Source organism: Ignatzschineria larvae DSM 13226 (genome assembly GCF_038500265.1).
GTDB lineage: Bacteria > Pseudomonadota > Gammaproteobacteria > Cardiobacteriales > Wohlfahrtiimonadaceae > Ignatzschineria > Ignatzschineria larvae.
This window is the reverse complement of the sequence record NZ_CP150637.1, coordinates 159871-183810: the sequence shown is the minus strand read 5'-3', so window position 1 is coordinate 183810 and position 23940 is coordinate 159871. Positions and strand designations below refer to the sequence as shown.

19 protein-coding genes are annotated in these 23940 nt (G+C 41.6%); 7 read left to right on the top strand and 12 right to left on the bottom strand.

Going from position 1 to position 23940, the window contains the following annotated elements:
- Positions 1-194: 194 nt before the first annotated feature.
- The 8 genes from WMO13_RS00780 to WMO13_RS00745 form a co-directional block, all read right to left on the bottom strand.
- Positions 195-950, bottom strand: coding sequence for an IS5 family transposase (locus WMO13_RS00780; RefSeq protein WP_342386815.1), 756 nt, complete (start codon positions 948-950; stop codon positions 195-197).
- 213 nt (positions 951-1163) lie between these two features.
- The gene (locus tag WMO13_RS00775; RefSeq protein WP_026879387.1) at positions 1164-1565 is read right to left on the bottom strand and encodes a DUF2628 domain-containing protein; all 402 of its coding nucleotides are present in this window, start codon (positions 1563-1565) and stop codon (positions 1164-1166) included.
- Positions 1566-1768: 203 nt separating this feature from the next.
- Positions 1769-3256 (bottom strand): malate dehydrogenase (quinone), encoded by a 1488-nt coding sequence (gene mqo, locus WMO13_RS00770; RefSeq protein ID WP_026879386.1) that lies wholly within the window; start codon positions 3254-3256, stop codon positions 1769-1771.
- A gap of 1 nt (position 3257) precedes the next feature.
- On the bottom strand, positions 3258-3689 hold the full coding sequence (locus tag WMO13_RS00765; protein ID WP_026879385.1) for a hypothetical protein: 432 nt from the start codon (positions 3687-3689) through the stop codon (positions 3258-3260).
- A gap of 67 nt (positions 3690-3756) precedes the next feature.
- Complete coding sequence (locus tag WMO13_RS00760; RefSeq protein ID WP_026879384.1) at positions 3757-7707, bottom strand: autotransporter outer membrane beta-barrel domain-containing protein; 3951 nt, start codon at positions 7705-7707, stop codon at positions 3757-3759.
- A gap of 416 nt (positions 7708-8123) precedes the next feature.
- Positions 8124-9572: a tRNA 5-hydroxyuridine modification protein YegQ gene (gene yegQ, locus WMO13_RS00755; RefSeq protein ID WP_026879383.1), complete on the bottom strand. Its 1449-nt coding sequence runs from the start codon at positions 9570-9572 to the stop codon at positions 8124-8126.
- Between the two features lie 292 nt (positions 9573-9864).
- A complete protein-coding gene (locus WMO13_RS00750) occupies positions 9865-11643 on the bottom strand; it encodes an N-acetylglutaminylglutamine amidotransferase (protein WP_026879382.1) in 1779 nt (592 codons plus the stop codon).
- Positions 11644-11701: 58 nt separating this feature from the next.
- The gene (locus WMO13_RS00745; RefSeq protein WP_026879381.1) at positions 11702-12019 is read right to left on the bottom strand and encodes a HesB/IscA family protein; all 318 of its coding nucleotides are present in this window, start codon (positions 12017-12019) and stop codon (positions 11702-11704) included.
- Between the two features lie 405 nt (positions 12020-12424).
- Here WMO13_RS00745 and relB point away from each other — a divergent pair, with 405 nt between their 5' ends.
- Positions 12425-12649, top strand: coding sequence for a type II toxin-antitoxin system RelB family antitoxin (relB, locus tag WMO13_RS00740; RefSeq protein ID WP_026879380.1), 225 nt, complete (start codon positions 12425-12427; stop codon positions 12647-12649).
- Positions 12650-13583: 934 nt separating this feature from the next.
- Here the strand turns inward: relB and WMO13_RS00735 are convergent.
- The 3 genes from WMO13_RS00735 to WMO13_RS00725 form a co-directional block, all read right to left on the bottom strand.
- The gene (locus tag WMO13_RS00735) at positions 13584-14351 is read right to left on the bottom strand and encodes a hypothetical protein (RefSeq protein ID WP_026879379.1); all 768 of its coding nucleotides are present in this window, start codon (positions 14349-14351) and stop codon (positions 13584-13586) included.
- 568 nt (positions 14352-14919) lie between these two features.
- Positions 14920-15081: a hypothetical protein gene (locus tag WMO13_RS00730; protein ID WP_156923292.1), complete on the bottom strand. Its 162-nt coding sequence runs from the start codon at positions 15079-15081 to the stop codon at positions 14920-14922.
- Between the two features lie 214 nt (positions 15082-15295).
- Positions 15296-15811 carry a hypothetical protein gene (locus tag WMO13_RS00725; protein WP_156923290.1) on the bottom strand — a complete coding sequence of 172 codons (516 nt, stop codon included), beginning with the start codon at positions 15809-15811 and terminating at the stop codon, positions 15296-15298.
- A 248-nt stretch (positions 15812-16059) separates the two neighbouring features.
- Between WMO13_RS00725 and coaD the strand changes: the two genes are divergently transcribed.
- A complete protein-coding gene (coaD, locus tag WMO13_RS00720; protein WP_026879377.1) occupies positions 16060-16569 on the top strand; it encodes a pantetheine-phosphate adenylyltransferase in 510 nt (169 codons plus the stop codon).
- A gap of 8 nt (positions 16570-16577) precedes the next feature.
- Positions 16578-17657: a tRNA epoxyqueuosine(34) reductase QueG gene (queG, locus tag WMO13_RS00715; protein ID WP_026879376.1), complete on the top strand. Its 1080-nt coding sequence runs from the start codon at positions 16578-16580 to the stop codon at positions 17655-17657.
- 910 nt (positions 17658-18567) lie between these two features.
- On the opposite strand, the gene WMO13_RS00710 is transcribed toward queG, so the two are convergent.
- Positions 18568-19866, bottom strand: a complete 1299-nt coding sequence (locus tag WMO13_RS00710; protein ID WP_026879233.1) for a CitMHS family transporter — start codon at positions 19864-19866, stop codon at positions 18568-18570.
- A 696-nt stretch (positions 19867-20562) separates the two neighbouring features.
- Between WMO13_RS00710 and WMO13_RS00705 the strand changes: the two genes are divergently transcribed.
- From WMO13_RS00705 to WMO13_RS00690, 4 genes are all read left to right on the top strand, one after another.
- Positions 20563-21285, top strand: a complete 723-nt coding sequence (locus WMO13_RS00705) for an outer membrane protein (protein WP_026879232.1) — start codon at positions 20563-20565, stop codon at positions 21283-21285.
- Positions 21286-21587: 302 nt separating this feature from the next.
- Positions 21588-22049 (top strand): hypothetical protein, encoded by a 462-nt coding sequence (locus tag WMO13_RS00700; RefSeq protein ID WP_026879231.1) that lies wholly within the window; start codon positions 21588-21590, stop codon positions 22047-22049.
- 112 nt (positions 22050-22161) lie between these two features.
- On the top strand, positions 22162-22962 hold the full coding sequence (locus WMO13_RS00695; RefSeq protein ID WP_026879230.1) for a DUF805 domain-containing protein: 801 nt from the start codon (positions 22162-22164) through the stop codon (positions 22960-22962).
- A gap of 300 nt (positions 22963-23262) precedes the next feature.
- Positions 23263-23928, top strand: a complete 666-nt coding sequence (locus tag WMO13_RS00690; protein WP_026879229.1) for a DUF1345 domain-containing protein — start codon at positions 23263-23265, stop codon at positions 23926-23928.
- The last annotated feature ends 12 nt before the right edge of the window (positions 23929-23940 follow it).

Here is a 23940-nt window from a genome sequence, read left to right as displayed (position 1 = left end):
TATTAATCTGAGAGATTCACAATTTACTGTCAAAATTATATATAGTACTGTCGGTTCAAAATAAGCTTATTTAAATGCCGACGAATCGGTTGTAAGAAACAAGAATGCTGTTCTACCCGACATCTTGTAAATGTCATTTAGTAAGGTTTTATATTCTTTTTAAAATTTCATAGAAACTAGGGGCTGTTGAACATTCATAACTTCAGCCAAATATAGGCACAAGCTAAAGCAACGTTGTTTTCATAATGTTGTTTTAGCTTGTCATATCTTGTTGCTATACTTCTAAAATGTTTCAGCCTTGCAAATGCATTCTCCACTAAATGCCGAGTTTTATAAATATGCCAGTCCATATGATTATTATTCGTAAGAGTATTCCTCTTTTTAGGAATAATAGCTTTAGCTCCTTGATTTATAATATCTTCTCTAAAACTCTCAGAATCATAACCTTTATCTGCACTAACGTAATCTGTCGTATTTAAATGAACCCTGCTAAGTAGCTCTGGAGCGACCTTGATATCGTGGGTCGTTCCATCTGTTACGATAAATTCACAGGGATTACCGCAAGCATCTACGATCATATGAATTTTTGAACTATTTCCACCAACACTTTTAGATATTGCTTGAGGATTATCTGCGGTTGCTCCTGTGCTATGCTGGTGAGCTCTAATGTGAGTTGCATCTATAAACAGCCATTCATAGTCAACATCTTGTGATAGTTTTTTAAATAATTTCAAGAGCTTGTTATTTTTAGACCAACGACTAAAAGTTTTAAAAATAGTATTAGGTCGCCCAAATTGCTCAGGAATATCCCTCCAAGGAACACCTGTTCTCATTCTAAATAGAATACCCTCAACGATATTTCTTAAATTTGGTTTGTCATAGATATTCAAATCTAGGAGAATAGGCTTCAGTTTCAGCCATAGTTTATCTGTAAGCATGGTTCGAGACATAGCGAGAGGTAGGTTTTTTTTGACGATAATATTCTACCGCTCGCTTTTTTTATTTTGAACTGCAATGTTCAACAGCCCCTACTTAAAAACCATTTTTCTTAAACCATATTTATTATAAATATCTTATAACAAAATATCAAAAAAGCGTAGAATCTACCAACAAATAGATAGATGATTCTACGCTTTTACCTTCTATTTCTATCTAAAATACAACTATTTTTTCCATACAGGACTAATTTTGGCAAAGGGATTCCAATTGTCAATGCCTTTTACTTTCTTAAGGTAATAAGCATAATTCGCTGTCATCCCCCACATCAAAGAAATCATCAATCCAACTGCTGTAAATACAAAAGGTGGTAAAATCCCTCCAAGTAGGTTAAGAACAATACTGACACCTATAGAGATCGCTAACAGTATCAAACCTTTTTTCCATAACCCTAAAATAACAAAATAAATAGGACCAAAGAAAAAAGCCCAGAAGTTGATCAAATAGAGCAGGCGAACACGCATCGGCTGAGCTTTAATCGCCGCTTTAAATTCTGAAGAATCAGGTGCCCCGTAAGTATTGAAAAAATTAAATCGTTGTTGCCATTTTTCTGAAATTTCATTATTCATTTTTATTATCCAATATAGACTTTATATAACCATCAAATTAATAGGCAAATAATTCTAACAATAAATATCGATAAATAAAATAATTTTTTTAATAATCAAATTTCAAATCAAAAACATTGCAAATCACATAATTAATTTCTTACAAAATAACCTCCCCTATGGTCAATCCTATAAGATCATAAAGATATCCTATCAGAGTTTCTTTAGGCTTGAATTTGCAATACCTCCGCCGTTGTAGCGCGAATTGTTCGGCACGCATCGGCATCTTGAATAAGATCAATGCCAAAAGTCGGAATCATCTTCTCTAATTGCCCGCGCCAACCATTAGCAATTTCATCGCTAAAAGCGGTTTTTAATAGATTAAGGGTAATAGCCACTGCCGTTGAAGCGCCGGGCGAGGCTCCAAGTAGCGCCACTAATGAGTGATCTTGGCTCATCACCAACTCGGTACCGAACTCTAAAACCCCCTCTTTTTCACTATCGGGTTTAATAATCTGTACTCGTTGTCCGGCGACTACTTCACGCCAAAGCTTCTTATCTGCCTGAGGATAGAAAGCTTGTAAGGCGGCAAATTGATGATGCGATGTCTGTAGAACCTGCCCTACAAGATATTCCGCTAAGTTCCAATTATCCTTGGCGACCGCTAAGATCGGTAAAATATTCCCCGGTTTAATCGATTCAAAGAGATCACCATAAGAGCCTTTCTTTAAGAACTTTGTGGAAAACCCGGCATAAGGCCCAAACAGTAGCGATGATTTTCCTCCAATCACTCGATGATCTAAATGAGGAACAGACATCGGCGGAGATCCCGTTGCCGCCTTGCCATACACTTTCGCTTGATGCGCCTCGACAATCTCAGGATCATCACAGCGAAGCCAAATCCCACTGACGGGGAATCCCCCATAACCCTTTCCTTCCGGAATACCCGATTTTTGAAGTAACTCTATCGCCCGGCCGCCAGCACCAATAAAGACAAATTTTGCCCATATTGCCGTCGTTTCACGTGTCACCATATCTTGTAGTGTCACGCGCCAACCTTTTGCCTCTCGCTTCAGATCGATCACCTCCACTTCATAATGAGTTGCAACATTTGTAGATTTAGTTAAATTCGCCATCAAAAGATGGGTCAATGCGCCATAATCCACATCAGTTCCCGTATTCATTCTCGTCATTGCAATCGCTTCATTAGGATCACGACCGGCGGTCATTAATGGTGTCCACTCGGCAATTTGATGCCCATCTTCGCTATATTCCATCCCTTCATAACAGTGATGTGCCGACATCTGCCGATAACGTTGTTTGAGATAGGCGACATTCTCTTTCCCTTGAACAAAGCTCATATGTGGGCAAGCGTGAATAAAATCTTGTGGCTGCGGAATCACCCCCTGAGTGACCAGATAACTCCAAAATTGCCGAGAGAGATCAAATTCTGTATTGACCTTCAAAGCTTCCGCTAGATCTACAGTGCCATCCGGCAAGGGAGGCGTATAGTTCATCTCACAGTTTGCCGCGTGTCCCGTTCCGGCATTATTCCAAGAAGCTGAGCTCTCCTCGGCACAATTATTGAGTCGCTCAAAGAGGGCAATTTTTAAACTCGGATCTAATTGACTGAGGAAAGTCCCTAGAGTCGTGCTCATAATACCGGCACCAATTAAAACAACATCCACTCGTTCTTGAACTGGTAGAGACATCTTAAACCTCCTTGGCATTGTGAGAAAGTGGGATCGATTTATGCGCACCTGATTGCGCTCTAAAAGTGAGATCAGCACCGGGGTCAAAGACCACATAAGCCCGGCGCCAAGGAGATTGATCAATTAAGCGCCAGCGATGACCTGAACCTAGATTATCCTCTGCCAGCAAAATATCACCAGGACGAATAATAAAAGAGTCGCCACTCGCGACAGTAAACTCTAAAGTTCCTGAAAGCGTAATGACAAAACGGGGCACAGGATCGGTATGCCAAGCAAAAGCCCCGCCCTCTTCTGTTTCTCGAAAAGAGAGACTCATCATCGGAATCGGCGCACCAATCTCATCTTCTCGCTCCCCCGGCTTCATCATCAAAGAACCCTCTTCAAAATGAGAATTACCATCCTCACCTGTCCACATACGCACACAACGAATCATCTTTTACTCCTTGCTCTGAATTGCTGTATGAGATCTATATTGCATCGATCTTATTGAATATCGGTCATTAGAGCTCTTTTTTATAACCCAGCGAGACCTTTGCACTATGGTAGCTATGAGAACCGAAGGTATAAGAGAGTTCACCCCATACTGAGGAATCACGATTTAAGTGCCGATGTGCTCCGACTTTAATCTGACCCAAATTACGACCTAATGCACTGACACTATAATCCCCTGTCGTATTATGGAAAGAATCCACTCTAAAATTACGGGTATTGTGAATATAATTAAGCTCCCCATAAGGCTGGAATCCTGCAGTTCTCTGATAACGATTCTGTAAGCGAACCCCTAAACGCAACTGCATATTACTCTTATCTGCACTCATCTTTGTCCCATCAGTGGCAACATGGTTATCTTGTTTCACATTCATCCAGATAGCCTGCGCTTGTGGTTGAACCATGAAATCTTCGTCATCTTGAGGATAGAAGGTATACCCCATCTCAAGCGATGCGACCCAACCTTTATTACGGTAACTCTGCTCTTTTTCATAGAGATAGGCTTTTGACTTCACCTTTGAGCGCATATTGACATATTGCAACCACGCATCTGTATAGAACCCTTCAATATCACCATAAGTCCCATAAATACCTAAGGCATAACCATTTGCTGAACCTTTTGAGGTGCGAATATTATTATTCTTCGCTAAATGGTTTGTGGTCTTACTCTTGCTATAACCATAAGCCGCCATCAGCCCTAATTTAAAGGGATGATCTTGATCATCATTACGATAGATATCTCCCCCTATTTGCATAACATAGTTATCAATACGGGTTTTACTATTGCCGACACTATCTTTGAAGCGACCAAAATCCCCATCGATACGCCCCCACAGCGTCTTCTCTTCATTAAAGAATTGACGATCATGCAACTTGTGATTGAAGAGTGTATTCGCTGCAACGTGGTTCGCTAAATAGCTACCATAATGTGCCGGCACTCTCGATGGATTAGGCTCTGATGGGTTATCGCCTCCAGGAGTATCGCCACCGTTCGGGTTATCGCCTCCGTTCGGATTATCGCCACCGTTCGGGTTATCGCCACCGTTCGGATTATCGCCACCGTTCGGATTATCGCCACCGTTCGGATTATCGCCACCGTTCGGATTATCGCCACCGTTCGGGTTATCGCCACCACCGGGTTTATCGTCTCCTGGTTCTTCTGGCTTCGTTTCATCAGAGACTAAATACCAGCTACCCTTGTTTTTTTTAAGCTCATAGGTGTATGCCCCAGCGGTCAATACACCATCTTCCTTTTCATTAAGGTAGAAGAATTTATCATTAGGATTATCAGAATTAGGTGCCTCAATTAATTGAATACCGTTTTCTGTTTTAGCGCCTTTTCCATCAATGTTCTTCACAATCACAGAAGAGCCACTTCCTTCAAGTTTACCCTTGATAACAAGTTTATCGCTCTCCGATCTATCACCATTTAATTCGGTACCAAAATGGATCTTAGAATCCTCATTCCCGGTATACCCGCCGCCGACCGTCAAGACCCCATAATTTCCGCCCTCTTCTGCCTCTTTCACCTGCGTGCCGATATAGATATTACCATTATTGACTAAACTCCCCTCGATAGTGGTATCACCCGGTGCTTTAAGGTGACTTTCTTTCCCGATGGTTGTACTGCCTTTACCTGTAATGCCATTATTATTTAATGTAAGTATTTTTCCATCATTTAGGATTAACTGCCCTTTGTTATCCCCATCTCCAGTATTAAGGGTTGAACTTTTATCTGCAGTCAGATTATTGATATGTTGCTTGTTATTATTAAGGTCAAGCGTTGCTCCCTCCTTGATGATTAGATCTGAGGCATTACCTAAGGCTTCATCCTTCCCTAGTTGGACAATACCACTTGAAATTTGACTTTCGCCGGTGAAGTCATTACTCGAATTATTCAAAATAAGCGGATTATTATCATCACCACCGTTTAAATCAAAGCCTCCCTTACCTGTGAGCTTGATTTTCACTTCATTATTATTATCACTCGGCTTTAAGATAATCTGCTGTTTACCCTCATAGGACTCAAGTGCAGCGATACCACTAGCAACACCAATATTCTGCTTATTGACGGAGGCTGCGGTCCTGCCCCATACTTGACCAATTACGTCATTACCTTGTTTATAATCACCGATTTTATTAAGAGGAATATCGTCTTTATCGAGAAACGCTTCTGTCGAGTCATATTTTTGCGACATATCGACATTGATCTCTTGACTCTCTTGACTCTCTTTGGAAGAGCTGAGTGTCATTTTCGCATCTTTTTCCACCTTCAAAGGATTCCCTTCAGCTACCTCCACCAAAATAGCGGAAGTCACCTCCTGCTGATCGAGAATATTTTTAGTGGTATCATAGTTTGCACCACCCGCTGGCATCTCATCCCAGATGATTTTATTGCTCTCGCCTTTGTTGATGGTTAATCCTTTTTCGCCATCAATCTTGAGCTGATTAACGCCCCAATTCTCATCATTACCTGTTGTGCCTGTCAACTGAATTGCCCCACCCTCTAAGGTGAGATTATCCAATCTTCCCTCTTCGTCAGCCTTGTGGACAACGGTTCCTTGCTCTTTTACTATAAAATGAGCACTAGCCTGATCAGTAGAGGTCTTATTCGCCTCTGCTGTAGCAACACGGCCCGAATAGACTACAAAATTTGAATTATCATGGAAATTTAAGCCTCCCCTTTCTCCATCAATACGAACGCCAAATGTAAAATCTTCACTCTCAGCAATATCTACGCCGAAGGTTGCCCCTTTTTCCACTTCAACATTATGGACAAAGGCATTATCCGCTGCCGTATAGATGTAAGTGCCTGTACCATATTGATCATCAGCTTCAATGAGTAAATTAAATCGATGATCCTTATAATCACCTTCATCGAACAGCTCTTTCGTTAAAAGCACACCATCACGAATAGTGGCATTTCTCCCCACAATGATTTTACCGCCCTGTATATCCTTATCATCAGGTGTCTTTAACTCATCCGATGCCTTTAACTGCTGTAAAATAGAATTATTATCTTTCCCCTTTAAAACAGTGACATCATCATCAGTTAACACATAATCCTGTTTCGCATAGGTTGAGACGGATAACTTTCCTGTATCTAAATCTCTCGTAATAGATTCATTCCCACTAAAACGCAGAGTCATCTCAGCAATACCGCCGGTACTTTCTACTTTAGCTACTTCGCTCTTATTATCACCCGTAAATTTATTAGCGATCCCATTTTGGAACTCAATCTCTACAGACCCCGCAGTCCCATCCTCACTCCCAAAATTAGCGGAGTTAATTTTTGTTCCATTCCCTAAGGTAAATACAATATGATCTCCTTTATCACTATCTTCTCTAGCTTGAATTTCAATATCACCTTGCACATTTAAGAATTTTATCTCTTCATTACGTTCAAGGCCACCTGGTGCGGACCTAAGATCTCCTCTAGTATATTTAGAGTTCTTTCCAAATGTAACGTTATCTAATACGAGTGATAAAGTACCCGCGCCGTTACTAGAAGTTTCCTTTAACTCAATATTCTGTAACGTAAGATCTTTTAGATATAACTCCGTTACAGGACTTCCTTGAGAAACATTATATTCAAGGCTAACTGCTTTATTGTTACCGTCCAATACTTTACACTCACGCTCACGCTCACACCCTTCAACTTCAAGATAAGTATCCTCAACTAGCTTAAAGGATTTACTAGTAGAATAATATTGAGATAACTCGGGCGCAGTTATGTAATAACTGCCTGAATCATACTTAGACTTATCTCCAGGAAATGGAGTCAGCCCTTCCGGTATCTCATCTGCTTGAACTGTTCCTGCGAGAGTAGAGATACCCATTATTATCAATGTTAATGTACGACTTTTAGAACGAGATAGTTTCTTATTTGACTTGCCCAACTCAGAAGTTACTATCCAACGACCAAGCAATTGACTCCATAGTACTTTAAATACATTATTCATTAACTTTCTCCATAAAATCATTATCACGCTTTATTTATATCAACAACTAAAATAATTTTTATATTGCTCATATTTTGTTAAAAATAATGGTGATGTTTGAATTAAAAATTTTTATATTTCTATTAATTTTATTACAGAATTTTACTAAAATACATATAAATAAAGATAAACATGCGAATAATAGACTACATAGTTTAATCTCAATCATTATTTGATATATACATTAAATAAACATAACCATTATTAGACAAGCGGATACATTAAAAAATAGGTGCTATGGTCTAGAAATAATATTTAATATCCGATAAAAAACCTCTGTCAATCGACAGAGGTTAAAATGAATAATCATATTGCTTAGCTTTCTAAGTTCAGAAAGATCAGTTACCTAATAACACCCAATATTAATAGAATGTTACTTAATCCACATTCTCATCATTATCGAGATAACGGGCTAGCATCGTCATCTCATCGGAGGGGCCAATATCTGCCCAGACAACGTAGGCTGAACCTTTCGCAGAATCGATCACTTCCCCTTTTTCCGTCGTCATTTGCCCAATCACAATATCGCGATTGCCATGTTGATGAATCACTTCTAACCGATCGCCAGTTGAGAAACGATTTTTAGCCTGTAGTTTCGATAGACCTGTTTCGGCATCATATTCCAATACTTCTGCCACATATTGTTGACGAGAGTGAATAGAATTGCCGGTTAGGTAATTCTGATAAGCATGGGGGGCATGACGCTGTAAGAAGCCTTCGGTATAACCGCGATTCGCCAAACCATCGAGCTTCCCATAGAGCTCAGGATTGAACTCTCGGCCCGCTAAAGCATCATCAATCGCTTGACGATAGAGTTGCGTGGTTCGTGCGACATAGTAAGGGGATTTGGTACGACCTTCGATTTTCAGAGAGTCCACACCGATCTCAATGAGTTTTTGTACATGTTGGATCGCCCGTAGATCTCGAGAGTTCATGATATAAGTCCCATGCTCATCTTCACTGATCTCCATCCATTCGCCTTTACGCTGACCATTCTCTTGAATGAGATAAGGTTTAACCGCTTCAGGGTGCGGTGTATAGGCTTTCCCTGTAGAGAGATCCGTATAAGCCACCTCATTCATCGCATCCTGGATAAAGGTCACAGGATTCACCCCGATATTCGGATGTTGACTCTCTTCGCGGTAGATCTTCTGCATATCTGTTCCCGCCGGCACTAGTTCCCCTTCCGGTGTTTCTATGCCATCCGTTAGGCCATAATTCCAACGGCAAGCATTGGTACAGGTCCCTTGATTCGCATCTCGATGATTGAAGTAACCCGATAGCAAGCAGCGACCCGAATAAGCGATACAGAGCGCACCATGCACAAAGACCTCTAACTCCATATCCGGACACTCATTACGAATCTCCTCAATCTCATTCAGGGATAATTCCCGAGAGAGGATCACCCGCGTCAATCCTTGTTTCTGCCAAAATTGCACTGTAGCGCTATTCACCGCATTCGCCTGTACCGAGAGATGAATATCTTGATCCGGGAAGCGCTCACGCACCATCATAATAAGCCCTGGATCTGACATAATCAGTGCATCAGGTTTGAGCTCTAATACCGGCGACATATCATCTACGAAAGTCTTGAGTTTACCGCCATGGGGCATCGTATTCACCGCTAGGAAGAATTTCTTCCCTAACTCATGGGCATAATCAATCCCCATCTTAACCCGCTCGGTATTACGGAAATCATTATTCCGTACCCGCAGACTATAACGGGGTAAGCCGGCATATACAGCATCAGCACCATAAGCATAGGCATATTGTAAATTTTTGAACGTCCCCGCCGGTGCGAGAAGTTCCACTGAACGTTGTTTCATATTATAAAGTTCCTTACAGGGGAAAACAGGCATTGCCTGCTAGTGCTCAAGCACTATCTTTGTGGGAAATATTGCTTTTGTTTAAACTCAAAGCATCATAAAAGTTCAAAGCTGAACTAAGGCAAGGATTATACCTTGACTCCAAAATTTGTGGGGAAAAGTTTGATATTTGAATAACACCAATCTCAATAAAAAAGGCCAATCAATGTTGGCCTTTTCTCTCTTCTTCTCTGTTTTATAGACTTTCTATAAGAATAATCTAAGTGATCTATCTCACCTCATCATTCCCCAACTACAGTCCCATCGACTCTAACCACATCTCAAGCAGCGCTGCTTGCCACAATTTCGAGCCTTGAATATTGGTAAAGCTTGATGGAGCTTCTGGATTTTTGATGAGATCTGCGATATACGCTTGATTGAAGATGCCCCGCGATTTCGCTTTCTCGCTTGTCACTAAATCGGTCATCATCTCTAAGAATTCTCCACGTACATATTTAAGCGCCGGCATTGGGAAGTACGCTTTTTTACGATCGATAATATCATCGGGTACACGACCTCTGGCGATCTCTTTTAAGATCCCTTTACCGTTATGCATCAATTTATATTCCGGCGGCATTGCCATCGTTAATTCCACTAAACGCTGATCTAAGAAAGGCATACGCGCTTCTAAACCATGTGCCATGGTCATATTATCCACCCGTTTAATAGGATCATCTACCGCTAAGCGAGTCACATCGAAGCGTAATACTTTATCTAAGAACGTTTCTGCGCCATCTCGTGTTAAATGATCACGGATAAAATCGCCGGCGATATCGCCTACCTGATACGGTTTTGTGAACAGATCCAATGTTTCTGAATGTGGTCGGTCAAGATAATATTGGGCAAAACGCTCATACGGGTCAAATTCACCACTCTCTACCATCTGAGGATACCAGAAATAACCCGCAAAGAGCTCATCTGCACCCTGTCCACTCTGTACTACTGAGGCTTTCGTTTTCACCTTTTCAGAGAGTAGATAGAAGCCAATGGCATCCTGCCCAAAGAGCGGTTCACTCATATTCCGCACCGCTTCAGGGAGCCTGAGTAAAACCTCGCTATTCGGAATCTCAAATTTATAGTGATCTGTTTGATACTTATCGACAAATTGATCTGAATAGAAGAACTCCGAGCCCTTCTCTTCAGGCTGATCTTCAAAGCCCACAGAGAAAGTTTGAATCCCTTTAACCCCCGATTCAAGCGCTAGTGCCGTAATCAATGTGGAATCTAAGCCGCCCGAGAGCAATACACCCACCGGTTCATTCGCCGAGCCCATCTCTTTGACAACCGCCGAAGTTAATGCGCTCTCAATGACCTCTTTCCAGGTTTCGTGATCATATTCAGGATAATCACGTTTCGCCGTCAAATCCCAATAACCGGTTTCTGTGGCCATTCCATTATGTTGTATCACCATGTAGCTTCCCGGGGCGATTTTACGAATCCCTTTAAGGATCGTCAGCGGCGCCGGCACCACTGCGTGCAGAGAGTACATAAAGTGCAGTGCTTCAGGATCGATCGAAGTATCCACATCTTGACTCTGCATAATACTCTGGGTATTAGAACCGAAATAGAACGCCTCACCTGATTGACCAAAGCCGTAGTAGAGTGGTTTTTTACCAAAGCGGTCACGGACTAAAAGTAGTGTCTCTTGCGCATCATTCCAAAGGGCAATGGCATAAGCCCCATCGAGTTTCTCCACAAAGAGATTGCCCCAGCAGTGATACGCTTTCGTTAAGACTTCCGCTTGAGATTCGGTATAAAATTGATAACCCACTTCCCGAAGCTCTTCTCGAATTTCTGCCTGATTGTAAACCGTTCCATTGGTCGCCACAGCAATGCCGAGCGCCTCATCAAAGAAAGGTTCCATCCCATTACTCACCGCTTGCAAACGTGTATGGACTAATCCCACCATTTTCCGGCGAAAGATATTCGTACCATCAGGCCCGCGTTTGACAATCGGCTCTGCCATTTTCTGTAATAGTGATTCATCTACGGCAGTCTGATTTAACTTTAATACTCCAGCGATTCCACTCATGTTCCATTCCTTTTAGTTGCTCTTTATCATCTATGCTATTCTATCTAAGGTATTAATATTAAAGCATAAAACTCTCACCACAACCACATTCTGCTTTTGCAGCGGGATTGCTAAACTTAAACATCCGATTAATACCATCTTGAATATAATCAAGTGTCACATTCTCGAGATAAGGTAAAATGTCCTTATCAGCAACTACCATAATGGGGCTTTCTAATAAGATTTCAACGCGATCATCCACTTGATCACAGAAATCAATATAGTATTTATAGCCAGAACAGCCTGATTTTTGGAGCGCTATTCGAATCGCTTCGGCACTGCTTCCCTCTAAATTTTTGACTAATTGTGTTTTTGCCGCATCCGTTACTGTAAACATCTTTTCTCCCTTCAATCATGCGTTTGACTTGGCATCATTGTGCAATGAAATATTCAATAACAATATAGAACTAAATTAGTGCTATTTTACCGTAAATAGCAAGAAATGGATATCACTTCTCTCTTTCAACAGATCATTATTTAATAATAGGCGCAATCTGCCAGCACGAGATTTATAAAAAATAGGATCATTCCCTCGGCGATGCACATAGTTTCTAAGACGCTTCGGCATGAGACAATGCCAAATCTGCCGGCGCTTGATCGTTGGAAGAGCGGAATATTCCGCCCCGGCGGTGCAATAAATTTTCTTAGTTAATCAAATAATATTCCTACCAATTGAGCTAATTCCCACAATAGAATAAGATTAACTATACTGTAAGGAGATATTATGATGAAGAGGCGCAATATGTTAGCAATACAATTACCTGATGATATTTCTACTCGATTAACATCTATGGCTCAAAAAATGGGCAAAAGCAAAGAAGAGTATGTTCAAGAAGCCATTTTGCAACATCTTGAAGAAATGGAAGAGTATTATGCGGCTCATCAATTGATTGATCGTATTAATCAAGGTGACGAACCGACTTACAGTAGCGATGAAGTGAGAAAAGAACTTGGCCTGGAAAATTAAATACTCTAAGAGTTTTCTCTCGGCATTGAAAGATGCCACAACTGCCGGCACATAGTTTCTAAGACGCTTCGGTATGAGACAATGCCAAATTTGCCGGCGCGCGATTCATAAAAGAACGGGATCATTCCCCCCGGCGCTGAGATACATATTCTTAGTTGTGTTAAACAGAAGCTGTCTCCCGGCGGGAGGGAATGCTTGCAACTCCAGAGAAATCCCGCGCCCGCGAGTAAGGCACTCAAAGCCTCCTAACCCTATACAAATCCCGCGCCCGCGAATGAGCGATTATCAATCTCTCGGCAATGCCCGGTACAGGTGAACGGTCGATTTATTATCCTGCATTGAGAAATGCCAAACCTGCCGGCACATAGTTTCTAAGACGCTTCGGTATGAGACAATGCCAAATCTGCCGGCGCTTGATCGTTGGAAGAGCGGGATATTCCGCCCCGGCGGTGCGGTGAATTGTCTTATGAAACAACTATAATTATAAGAGTAGTACCCGCTTTTAAGATGTGGAAAAAATTTTGAATTTTTTTATTAAAAGCTGTCTCCCGGCGGGAGGGAATGCTTGCAACTCCAGAGAAATCCCGCGCCCGCGAGTAAGGCACTCAAAGCCTCCTAACCCTATACAAATCCCGCGCCCGCGGATGAGGGATTATCAATCTCTCGGCAATGCCCGGTACAGGTGAACGATCTATTTATAGTAAATTTGGTTTAAGAAAAATGGTTTTAAACAACACTTGCAAGATGCCGGATAGAACCGCTTCCTTACTTATTACAATCGATGCGCCGGCATTTGAATGAGCTTATTTTGAACCGATCTTACTATATTATCCTGCATTGAAAGATGCCACAACTGCCGGCGCACGATTTATAGAAGAATGGGATATTTCTCCCCGGCGATGAGATAACTTCTCTTATATCAATAAAGATAGTTCTATTCTGGCTTCTTGAGATTGTTAATATCGACATAGACTTCGTTGCTCTGCCCTTGGATATTTTTAATATCAGAGAGCGAACCCTCGGCATAAATTACATCTAAACCGATTTCATAAATCCCATCTTCTTTACGGAATTGATCACAATAACGATACCATTTTGCAATCCAATGGCGCGTACGTAATCCTTGGGTCGGCGTAAAAGGCTTGCCGGCAACCGCTTTGGCATCTAATAGAAGCGTTGATAAGCGCTCATAGGTTAGATTGATCTTTTCAATAAAGAGCACCGCATTTTTAAAGCCAAGCGCGTGTAGAAAATCCCCAATATCTTCAATATCCGGAAATTGATTGATCGCAGGCCCTTCGGCATGACTCAAATCTTGAAAACTCCCAACACCGATTGTGGTAAAAAAGAGTTTTCCGCCGGCATTGAGCGCTAATTGATAGGCTCGGATTCGATCTTCTAATTCCCATAGATCTTGCAAATAGAGATTGCTGATCACCATATCCACGCGCAATAATTGCGGATCCGCCATGCCATTATCGTAGATATTTTCATAAATCACCGCCTCAGGAAAACGCGCTTGCAGTAATTCCGTCAAATAATGATCACGCGCGCCATCCACCCAAATGGATTGAGGCGCTAGATCCGCCTCAAGATACTCCACCATTCTACGGGCAATCTCATGATGGACAAATGCACGCTTGGTATAATCCTCTATAGTACAAGGGCGATATTGGGGCAATGGATTGGTGAAAGTTGTCATATGGCCATCTCTTGCTAATCAGTTAGAATACGAATTTAAAATAAGTAATATAAGCCTCGTATTCTAGCACGCTTCAAACTCAACGGGAGATTGAAAGATTATTCTTAAATAAATCAAATCTGACTCCCGGCGGGAGGGAATACTTGCAACTCCAGAGAGATCCCGCGCCCGCGGATGAGGGATTATCAATCTCTCGGCATTGCCCGGTACAGGTGAACGATCTATTTATTATCCCGCATTAAGAGATGCCTAATTTGCCGGCGCTCGATTGTTGGAAGAGCGGGATATTTCGCCCCGGCGATGAGATAACTTATCTTATGAAACAACTATAATTATAAGAATAGCACCCTCTTTTCAAATGTGGGAAAACTTTCTGAAATTTTTTCATTCTTATTAAAAGCCGATTCCCGGCGGGAGGGAATGTTTGCAACTCCAGAGAGATCCCGCGCCCGCTAGTGAGGGATTTTCTAATTTCTCGGGATTGCTTCGAGAATATAGATAAGCGCTTAAAAAGGAAAACCTCCGAAATGGAGGTTTCTATTCTCATCTATCCTAGATGACAAATATTCTAAGCTGCAACTTTTGAAGCTTGCAAGCCTGCCAATTCTAATGCGCCTTGATAACCCGCTTCTAACATCTCTTGAATCTCGTTCTTTTCTGCCGTAGCAAAAACCTCATTGACCGCTTGATTGATTAGGTTAGTCATTTCAAGAATATTATATTTTGCCATTTTTCCCTCTTTTACTCTAAAAATTGATTCAATTATTTACTGATAAAATTAAATATAATTAAATATAATTAAATCATTATATATTGATCATTATTGTTATGGTCAATACTTACTAGTTAAACTTTATCCTTACAGAAACGAGTTTTCTCATAATCCATTTTATTAAAATTATCATACAACAGCTGTAATTACCATCCTCACAACCGGTTTAGTTTTAGGATAAATTGATGATCATCCAATGTCCTTCTATAGCCACAATGTCATTTCCAGCATTTCTAAGAATTTCGGTTACTCGTTTAAATGTTTTTAATTCAAACTCACTTCGAGCATAAACTTTCACTTCCCCCTCATTTTGATGAGACAATGCAAAAAACTGACTGATTAAAGACTTATAGATCCCTGCAATAGTCATAATATCTTCTTCTTGAAAATTTTCACTAATTACAGGCGAGATATGAATATTCAAAACTTTTGTGAGTTTTCTCACTTTAGTTTTGGTAATAGATAAAATGGCAGACGCTACATTCCCCTCCTCACTTTCAAAATATCCATAGTAATCTGCTCTATGATCAGAATTAATATCTGACCTATTGATAAATATCTCTGTACTAATAGATCTAAACAGATCTTCGTATTTAGAGATAAATAACTCTTCGGAAATATCCTTACTCCAGCCCTCTTTTGTTGTGTCCAGCAAATTTAAAGTCAATTTTTTTAAAATCCCCATCATTTACTCCTATCAAAAAAATAATTAAATCCGACTCAATTACAAAAAATATAGGAGACATCATAAAAATAAGGGATTTTCATACAGGATATACTTTCATTCCTGAGATAGTATAATCATCTGACTGAGTAACATTGATAAACTCGATCTTCATCACTCCCCCTCGAAATCCCAACATAAATCAGGTAATATGGGCTCAATCTATTTATCTGTACTATACAGTCAATCCTATGTCAGTAAGAGGTTGCAACATGAGCGAATATACTGCTGTTTATCCCGGTACTTTTGATCCTATTACAAATGGGCATTCGGATATTATTGTTCGTGCGGCACGCATATTTCCTAAGCTCATCGTTGCAGTCGCTAAAATCAGTGGCCCTAAGAAAAAGCCACTCTTCACCTTTGAAGAGCGTATCGATATGGCCCAAGAGATCTTCAAAGAGTATGACAATATTGAAGTTGTCGGATTTGATAATCTTCTCGTGCGCTTTATGGATACGATTAATAGTCGTGTTTTAGTGCGAGGTCTTCGTGCGGTTTCTGATTTTGAATATGAGTTTCAGATGGCAAGCCTCAATCGTCACCTCAATGCCAATATCGAAACGATTTTTCTCACCCCTAGTGAAAAATACTCTTTCGTCTCCTCCACCATGGTACGGGAAGCTTCGATGCTCGGCGGCGATATTAGTGCCATTGTCCATCCTTATGTTAAAGATGCCCTTGAGCGAAAATATCAAGAGCGCCTCCTTGCGGAATCTTAATCCCCCGAATGAATGACTCTATTCAATCGCCGGAATTTATTTCGCGGCTTCTAGCAAAAGCTCAAGCACTCGGCATTAGTGAACTCTCCAGTAGTGATATCGATCCCGGCCTTAACCGGGATTACTTTATCGAATGGCTCGGTAAGGGCTATCACGCCGATCTTGATTATATGGAAAAGCATGGCGAAAAACGCTACCACCCGGATCAGCTTGTGCCCGGCACCGTTTCGCTGCTGACCGCACAGCTTCATTACTTTAATCCGGAAATTGATGCTAAAGCGCGGCTTGAAGACCCGAATCATGCCTATGTTGCAGAATATGCTCTCGGCAGGGATTATCATAAAGTACTGCGCAATATGCTCACTAAGCTTGGGAAATGGCTCCAAGAGGAGATCCCCGGGTTAGAATTTCGGGCCTTTGTGGATAGTGCGCCGGTGCTTGAACGCGCCTTTAGTCAAAAATCTGGGCTTGGTTTTTTTGGTAAAAATACGATGATTATTCACCCGAAACGAGGTTCCTTCTTCTTCCTCGGGGAACTGCTACTCTCCCGGCGTATTGAGATCCCAAGTGAACCCATTACCAATCATTGTGGCCAGTGTACTCGCTGTATTAAAGCCTGCCCAACTGATGCCATTGTCGCACCCTTTCAAATTGATGCCGGTAAATGTATCTCTTATCTAACGATTGAACATTTTGGTGCCATTCCGGTGGAGTATCGCCAAGCGATGGGGAATCGGATCTTTGGTTGCGATGATTGCCAGATTGTCTGCCCTTGGAATCGCTTTGCAGTGACTCTCAATACCGAAGATTTCTTGCCTCGGCATCAACTGGATGCTTCCACCCTACTTGAACTATTTGCTTGGAGTGAAGCGGAATTCCTACGCAAAACAGAGGGCTCCCCCATTCGCCGGCTCGGTTACCAGCGCTGGCTTCGCAATATCGCCATCGGTATTGGCAACAGCCCTTATAGCGAGTCTAATATCATTGCCTTACAACAGCGATTAGCTACCACCGATGAGATGGTACAAGAACATATTCAATGGGCACTCAATGAGCAGAGCGCTAAACAATCAGCATCTGTTTCATAAGACAATTCACCGCATCGCCGGAACGAATGATCCCGTTCTTTCAACAATCACGCGCCGGCAGATTTGGCATCTTTCAATGCCGAGATCATAAATAGATCATTCATCTTTGCCGGGCATTGCCGAGAGATTGAGAATCCCTCACCCGCGGGCGCCGGATCCCTCTGGAATCACGATCATTCCCTCCCGCCGTGAGTCAGATTTGAATAAAAATAAAATATTTCAAAAGTTTTTCCCACATCTGAAAAGTTAGAACTATCTTTATTGGTATAAGATAAGTTATCTCATCGCCGGGGCGAAATATCCCGTTCTTTCAACGATCGCGCGCCGGCAGATTTGGCATCTTTCAATGCCGAGATCATAAATAGATCATTCATCTTTGCCGGGCATTGCCGAGAGATTGATAATCCCTCACCCGCGGGCGCGGGATCCCTCTAGAATCACGATCATTCCCTCCCGCCGGGAATCAGATTTGAATAAAAATAAAATATTTCAAAAGTTTTCCCCACATCTGAAAAGTTAGAACTATCTTTATTGGTATAAGATAAGTTATCTCATCGCCGGGGCGAAATATCCCGTTCTTTCAACGATCGCGCGCCGGCAGATTTGGCATCTTTCAATGCCGAGATCATAAATAGATCATTCATCTTTGCCGGGCATTGCCGAGAGATTGATAATCCCTCACCCGCGGGCGCGGGATCCCTCTAGAATCACGATCATTCCCTCCCGCCGGGAATCAGATTTGAATAAAAATAAAATATTTCAAAAGTTTTCCCCACATCTGAAAAGTTAGAACTATCTTTATTGGTATAAGATAAGTTATCTCATCGCCGGGGGGAAATATCCCGCTCTTTCAACGATCGCGCGCCGGCAGATTTGGCATTCCCTCCCGCCGGGAATCAGCTTTGAATGCTTATACGGTAATGATACCCATCATCACTGCGGCAATGAGGAGTAAGATCCCGATTCCCCACATCCAGAAGAAAGCGTAACGGATATAACGCCCCATCTCGATATTCGCAAGCCCTAATGCTAACCATAACGCCGGAGAGAATGGGCTGACAAAAGTGCCGACAATGTTGCCCACAATCATCGAGTATGCAGTGGAAGTTGCGGGAATATCATATGTTGCAGCTATCTGATTCACTACCGGTAGCAACGCAAAATAGTACGCATCTGTACTCAATAAGAGATCAAAAGGCAGACCAAAGAAACCAATAATCAGATGAATATAGCGCCCCATAAAGTCAGGCATAATACTGATGAGATTCTCCGCAATCGCCGTCAACATCCCCGTACCATTGAGCACACCTAAGAATACACCGGCCGCAAGAATGATAGAAGCCATTGATAATGCATTAGGCGCATGGCGTTTAATACACTCATTTTGTAATTTGATCGATCGAAAATTCACCGGTAAAGCAATCGCAACACCAATCATAAATGCAAATCCCGCCGGAATAATTCCTGTTACAAGAATTGCAATAATCGCTATCGAAAGAAGCAAATTAAAGAGATAGAGCCGCTTATTAATCTCTATTGGCGCGGCATCTGAAGTATCTTCCTCAAGTTGCGCTGCTGTCAACGGGGGAAGCGCTGCAATACGCCGCTTTTCACGAATGCCTAAGAGCGTCGCTAGCCCCACCATCAAGATCATCCCCACCACTTGGACCGGAATTAATGGCCGCCATAAATCCGTCACATCCACATTGATTACACTCGCGGTTCGACCAAGCGGCCCGCCCCAAGGAATCATATTCATAATACTCGCACTCCCCCCAATCAGAAGCACTAAGAGATAGGGGCTAATACGCATTCGCTTATAAAGCGGTAATAACGCCGGAATCGTGATCAGAAAAGTCGAAGCCCCAGAGCCATCTAACTGTGCAATGGCCGCAATCACCACACTTCCTATACAGATCGTAATAATATTACCGCGGGTTAATTGAATCATCTTATTGATCAACGGATCAAAAAGCCCACCATCTTGCAAGATTCCAAAGAAGATAATGGCAAAGATAAACATCACCACCACATTCATCACCGAGCCTAATCCCGACTTGAAAAACTCCCCGATCTCCGCCATACCAAATCCAGCGATCAGCGCCCCTAAAATGGGGATCAAGGTCAAAGCAACAATCGGGATCACCTGACCCCGAATTAATAACGTCACAATCGTGATAATTGTGGCAAATCCTATTAAACTTAACACTCCTGACTCCTTTGTTATTATTTTTTTATAACTATTTTTATCGGTTTTCCTATCGCTTTTTCATCTTATTTCTATCTGTTTTTATTATATATTTTGATTTTGGGTTTTTAAAAAGCGATTGGAAATATAACCTTAACGATCTCTACATATAACAGATCTATTATCAAGAAGAGAAGGGAAATTATTCATCTATCTTATTTTGAGTATAATTTAAGCAATTCAAGCTCTCTATCTTAAATGACGTTTAAACATATTTTAAACAGGCATTAAACAGCTTTTAAACCTGTCTTTCCAACCCTATTGCCCGATCCAAAAAATCACTATCCGCAGTGACATCATACGCAAAGTACAATTTCTCAAATCAGTTACACCATAATCTGTCCAAGTTAGTTGACTCATTATCTTTTTAACTATATGATTTTTTGTGAAGTTGCAAGACATTCTCGTATCGAGACAGGTTTTGTGTATATTCTTGACCCTGATTAAACCTCATTTTTGAGCCTACCCACCGTTTAACACTATTTCTCACCATTACTGATCAGTAGGTCACATAATCGACCTATATGGAGAAGACGGTCATGTTTGCCGCTGATATTTACTCGGTTTATTCAAGTCAATATCCACAAAGACCTCAGCTAGATAAAATAGAGCTCTTGCAACCAATGTGGTAATTATTCATTTATAGGATATTTCAAGATGAAAAAACGGATTTTAGTCGGTGCAACGCTAGTGAGCCTTTCGACAGTCGGTATCGCTTTTGCTTATAGCGAAGATAGCATTTATAGTGATGACAGTTATAACCCCATGGAAGGCTACTATGCTGCAGGCAGAGTGATCTATACAGATCAGAAAGCCAAAAATATGGATACGAGTGCGCGCCCGGGGATTGGCAGCTTTGTCAAAGGTGATGAGAGCAAGAAATATACCTCTGGTTCTTTAGCCATTGGCTATCAGTTTGCCTCTGCTTGGCGGGTGGAAGGGGAATATGTCTTCCCAAAAGAGAATGAATTTACAAGTGGGTCCACGGCTTTCCCCACAAGCCTTAACCACCATAAAATTAGATCTCAAAGATTAATGCTCAATGTCTATAAAGATTTCTATATCAACGATGAGATCGCCCTCTATATCAATGCCGGCTTAGGGATTGCAGAGCTCAAATCACAAGGTTGGCAAGGTAATGAATCTCGCCAATATAATAGCAACAGCGATCGCAATATCGCTTACTCTCTCGGCGTTGGTGCAAGTTATAGCCCTATAGAAAATTTTAATATTGATCTTGGCTATCGCTATACCGACTCAGGTAAAACAGAGAGCGGCTGGAATGCCTTCTCTAACGCGCGCGGCCTACAAGATGAGCAGATGAAAGCAAAAATCGAATCACAAGAAATCTATCTCGGCGTTCGCTATCGCTTCTATTAAGTTGATTCTTTCCAAGAATTTTAAAAGGATACTTGATTAACCACCATTCATAACTTATTGATAGTTATTATAACTATAATGGTTACCATCGTGATGCATCCTCAAAGGCCCCTTGTGGGTCTTTGTTTTAAGGTCAAGATAAAGATCCTTTAGATTGAACATATTACACCGTTAAAGCCCAATAATGAACGAACATCACTAATCTTGACATAATTTGCGTTATTGTTATCAAATTGATTTAAAAGTGTTGATTTTATAAAATACAAGCGAAATCGACTACAGGATGTGAGAGATTACAATTTATGGCTAGAATATCACAAAAAGATTATTGGCTTTGCCTACTGATTTATATCGTACTAATATTTGTTACCACCGTGCTGATCATCGCTCTGATAGAGCATATTCCTCAATTAGGTTTGATGATTGCCGATATTACGATTATCCCCTTTGCGGTTATCGCCTTTGCCTTCATTACTTATATTATCTTTGGTCGTGTTCGTGATTTTTCACCTCATCGGGAGACCTTTTTACTCTTTTATCTACCCTCTTTTCTCGTTTATATTCCTGATTTTATAGCTAGTTTTAAGACAATTTTTAGCAGTAATCTCTACAATGAAGCATTTGCCGCACGCTATATTAATTACAAGATAGAAGCCTTTGAACAGGGGATCTTTGGGATCAATTATCTCTATATCATTACAATAAGCCTTGTGCTGATCTTTATCTTAGGTCTAATCCCCCCTGCACGCGCTACTCTAAAGTAGCATTGTCATAATCGCTTAATTCATCGCTTTGTAATCATAACGTTGTAACACAATATCGATCGAAATAAGACAAGACATTTTACCCACCAACAGACTACAGGTTGACTATTTTATGGCTGCATCCCATAAGAAATCGATTCAAAAATTGACGAGTGAGATCTCAGCGCTAGAAAAAGAACTCAATAGCGAGTTCGGGGCCCTTGAAGCTAAGAAGAAGCAGCTCGAAAAGTTGCAATCTTTAGATCAGGATATCAATCAGCTTAAAACGGCTGTGGATCATCCTAATGCCGCCTCTTATCCTGCACCCTATCCTGTAGCGCCTTATCCTACAAGCTATACCTACGGTGCTCCGACTCCGGTTTATATCCCTGCACCGGCTTATGTTCCCCCTGCCGCTGAGCCTGCGCCCATGTTCTATGCGCCTCCGGATGCGATCGGTTTTAGCGGTCAAGGTCGTTTAGGCCGTCTTAATTTTGCGAACGCCTTAGCGATTAATTTCTTGATCATCTGCATCATTGGCATTGCCAATCTCTATCTCATCCGCCGAGATATGGATTTTCTCTCGACTAATGGCTGGTTTACGATTATTAGTCTTGCTTTAATGAGTTGCTTTCTACTGCGTATCTTCTACCTGCGCCTCAAAGATTGCGATATTGATCGGACACTCGCCCTCATTGTGACCGGCACTACGCTTCTCCTTCTGATCTTTCTTCAGTTTGCCGCCCTTCTCATCTTTATCGTATTTCTCTTTATCCCCGGCAGCGGCGCGATCAACCAATATGGTCCCCCTCCTCGTAGAGGCCCTATTGTCGGTGCGGTTCTCCTCGCGCCCTTGATGCTCATTCATATCTTCATCACCATCGAGCTCGCCCATATCTTCTATTACCGCTACTTTGCAGAGCTGTTCTATTAGATGACTGTTTTTACACCGCCAATCATCACAAATAATCGGTAAAATAATTCGCTTAAATGTTTAATATAATATTACAATCATGAATATTACAATCATTATAGTAATTTGGGTTTAAGCAAAGTGGTTTTTAAGCAGCGAGCATGGGATTTTAACAAGCACATCAAGCCTTACTAAATAGCGCTTGCAAGATACCGGATAGAATGGCTTCCTTGCCTCGATCAATCGCTGCGCCGACATTTAAGCCATGCGTATTTTGCACCAATCTTACTATAAAAGTATTAACCCTATTTTGGAGCGTTTATGCATTGGTTATTTCACGTGATCTCTCACGCTTGGCACACTCGATTACGTTTTATCTTCTCATTGCTGGTGGCGATAGTGGTGTTTATCATTCTGATTCAAGGCCACACGATTTTCACCGCCTTTATCGTCAGCTGGAATGCCTTCTCTTGGATCTATCTACTCTTTCTGATGCAGAAAATCCTCTTTCATCATCACCAAAATATCCGCGATATCACGCGCGAAGAGGATGAGAGCGCAAAAATGGTCTTCTTCTTTCTGCTCCTTGGCTGCTGTGCAAGCCTACTTGCCCTCTTCTTTGGGCTTGGCGGTCATGATGGTTTGACTGGCCGGGATAAGATCTTGCAATATATCTTAACCGCTTCCACCCTGCTCTCTTCTTGGCTTCTGCTCCCAATGGGCTACACAATGCACTATGCCCATCTCTATTACGGTAATCCCAATCCAGATAAACCTTGGCTTCTCTTCCCCGATAAGATCACAACGCCCACCTATTCGGACTTTATGTACTTCTCCTTCACCATCGCCGTCGCCTCCCAAACCGCCGATGTCTCCATCAGCTCAACCCCCATGCGCCGGGCGGTTTTACTGCAATCAATTATCTCATTTCTCTTTAATATGACGATCTTGGGATTATGTATTAATATCTCGGCGAGTCTGTTTTAGAGATATATGTAT

Coding starts and splice junctions, on each gene's coding strand:
- WMO13_RS00780 (WP_342386815.1), bottom strand. CDS start 950: ATGTCTCGAACCATGCTTACAGATAAACTATGGCTGAAACTGAAGCCT.
- WMO13_RS00775 (WP_026879387.1), bottom strand. CDS start 1,565: ATGAATAATGAAATTTCAGAAAAATGGCAACAACGATTTAATTTTTTC.
- mqo (WP_026879386.1), bottom strand. CDS start 3,256: ATGTCTCTACCAGTTCAAGAACGAGTGGATGTTGTTTTAATTGGTGCC.
- WMO13_RS00765 (WP_026879385.1), bottom strand. CDS start 3,689: ATGATTCGTTGTGTGCGTATGTGGACAGGTGAGGATGGTAATTCTCAT.
- WMO13_RS00760 (WP_026879384.1), bottom strand. CDS start 7,707: ATGAATAATGTATTTAAAGTACTATGGAGTCAATTGCTTGGTCGTTGG.
- yegQ (WP_026879383.1), bottom strand. CDS start 9,572: ATGAAACAACGTTCAGTGGAACTTCTCGCACCGGCGGGGACGTTCAAA.
- WMO13_RS00750 (WP_026879382.1), bottom strand. CDS start 11,643: ATGAGTGGAATCGCTGGAGTATTAAAGTTAAATCAGACTGCCGTAGAT.
- WMO13_RS00745 (WP_026879381.1), bottom strand. CDS start 12,019: ATGTTTACAGTAACGGATGCGGCAAAAACACAATTAGTCAAAAATTTA.
- relB (WP_026879380.1), top strand. CDS start 12,425: ATGTTAGCAATACAATTACCTGATGATATTTCTACTCGATTAACATCT.
- WMO13_RS00735 (WP_026879379.1), bottom strand. CDS start 14,351: ATGACAACTTTCACCAATCCATTGCCCCAATATCGCCCTTGTACTATA.
- WMO13_RS00730 (WP_156923292.1), bottom strand. CDS start 15,081: ATGGCAAAATATAATATTCTTGAAATGACTAACCTAATCAATCAAGCG.
- WMO13_RS00725 (WP_156923290.1), bottom strand. CDS start 15,811: ATGATGGGGATTTTAAAAAAATTGACTTTAAATTTGCTGGACACAACA.
- coaD (WP_026879377.1), top strand. CDS start 16,060: ATGAGCGAATATACTGCTGTTTATCCCGGTACTTTTGATCCTATTACA.
- queG (WP_026879376.1), top strand. CDS start 16,578: ATGAATGACTCTATTCAATCGCCGGAATTTATTTCGCGGCTTCTAGCA.
- WMO13_RS00705 (WP_026879232.1), top strand. CDS start 20,563: ATGAAAAAACGGATTTTAGTCGGTGCAACGCTAGTGAGCCTTTCGACA.
- WMO13_RS00700 (WP_026879231.1), top strand. CDS start 21,588: ATGGCTAGAATATCACAAAAAGATTATTGGCTTTGCCTACTGATTTAT.
- WMO13_RS00695 (WP_026879230.1), top strand. CDS start 22,162: ATGGCTGCATCCCATAAGAAATCGATTCAAAAATTGACGAGTGAGATC.
- WMO13_RS00690 (WP_026879229.1), top strand. CDS start 23,263: ATGCATTGGTTATTTCACGTGATCTCTCACGCTTGGCACACTCGATTA.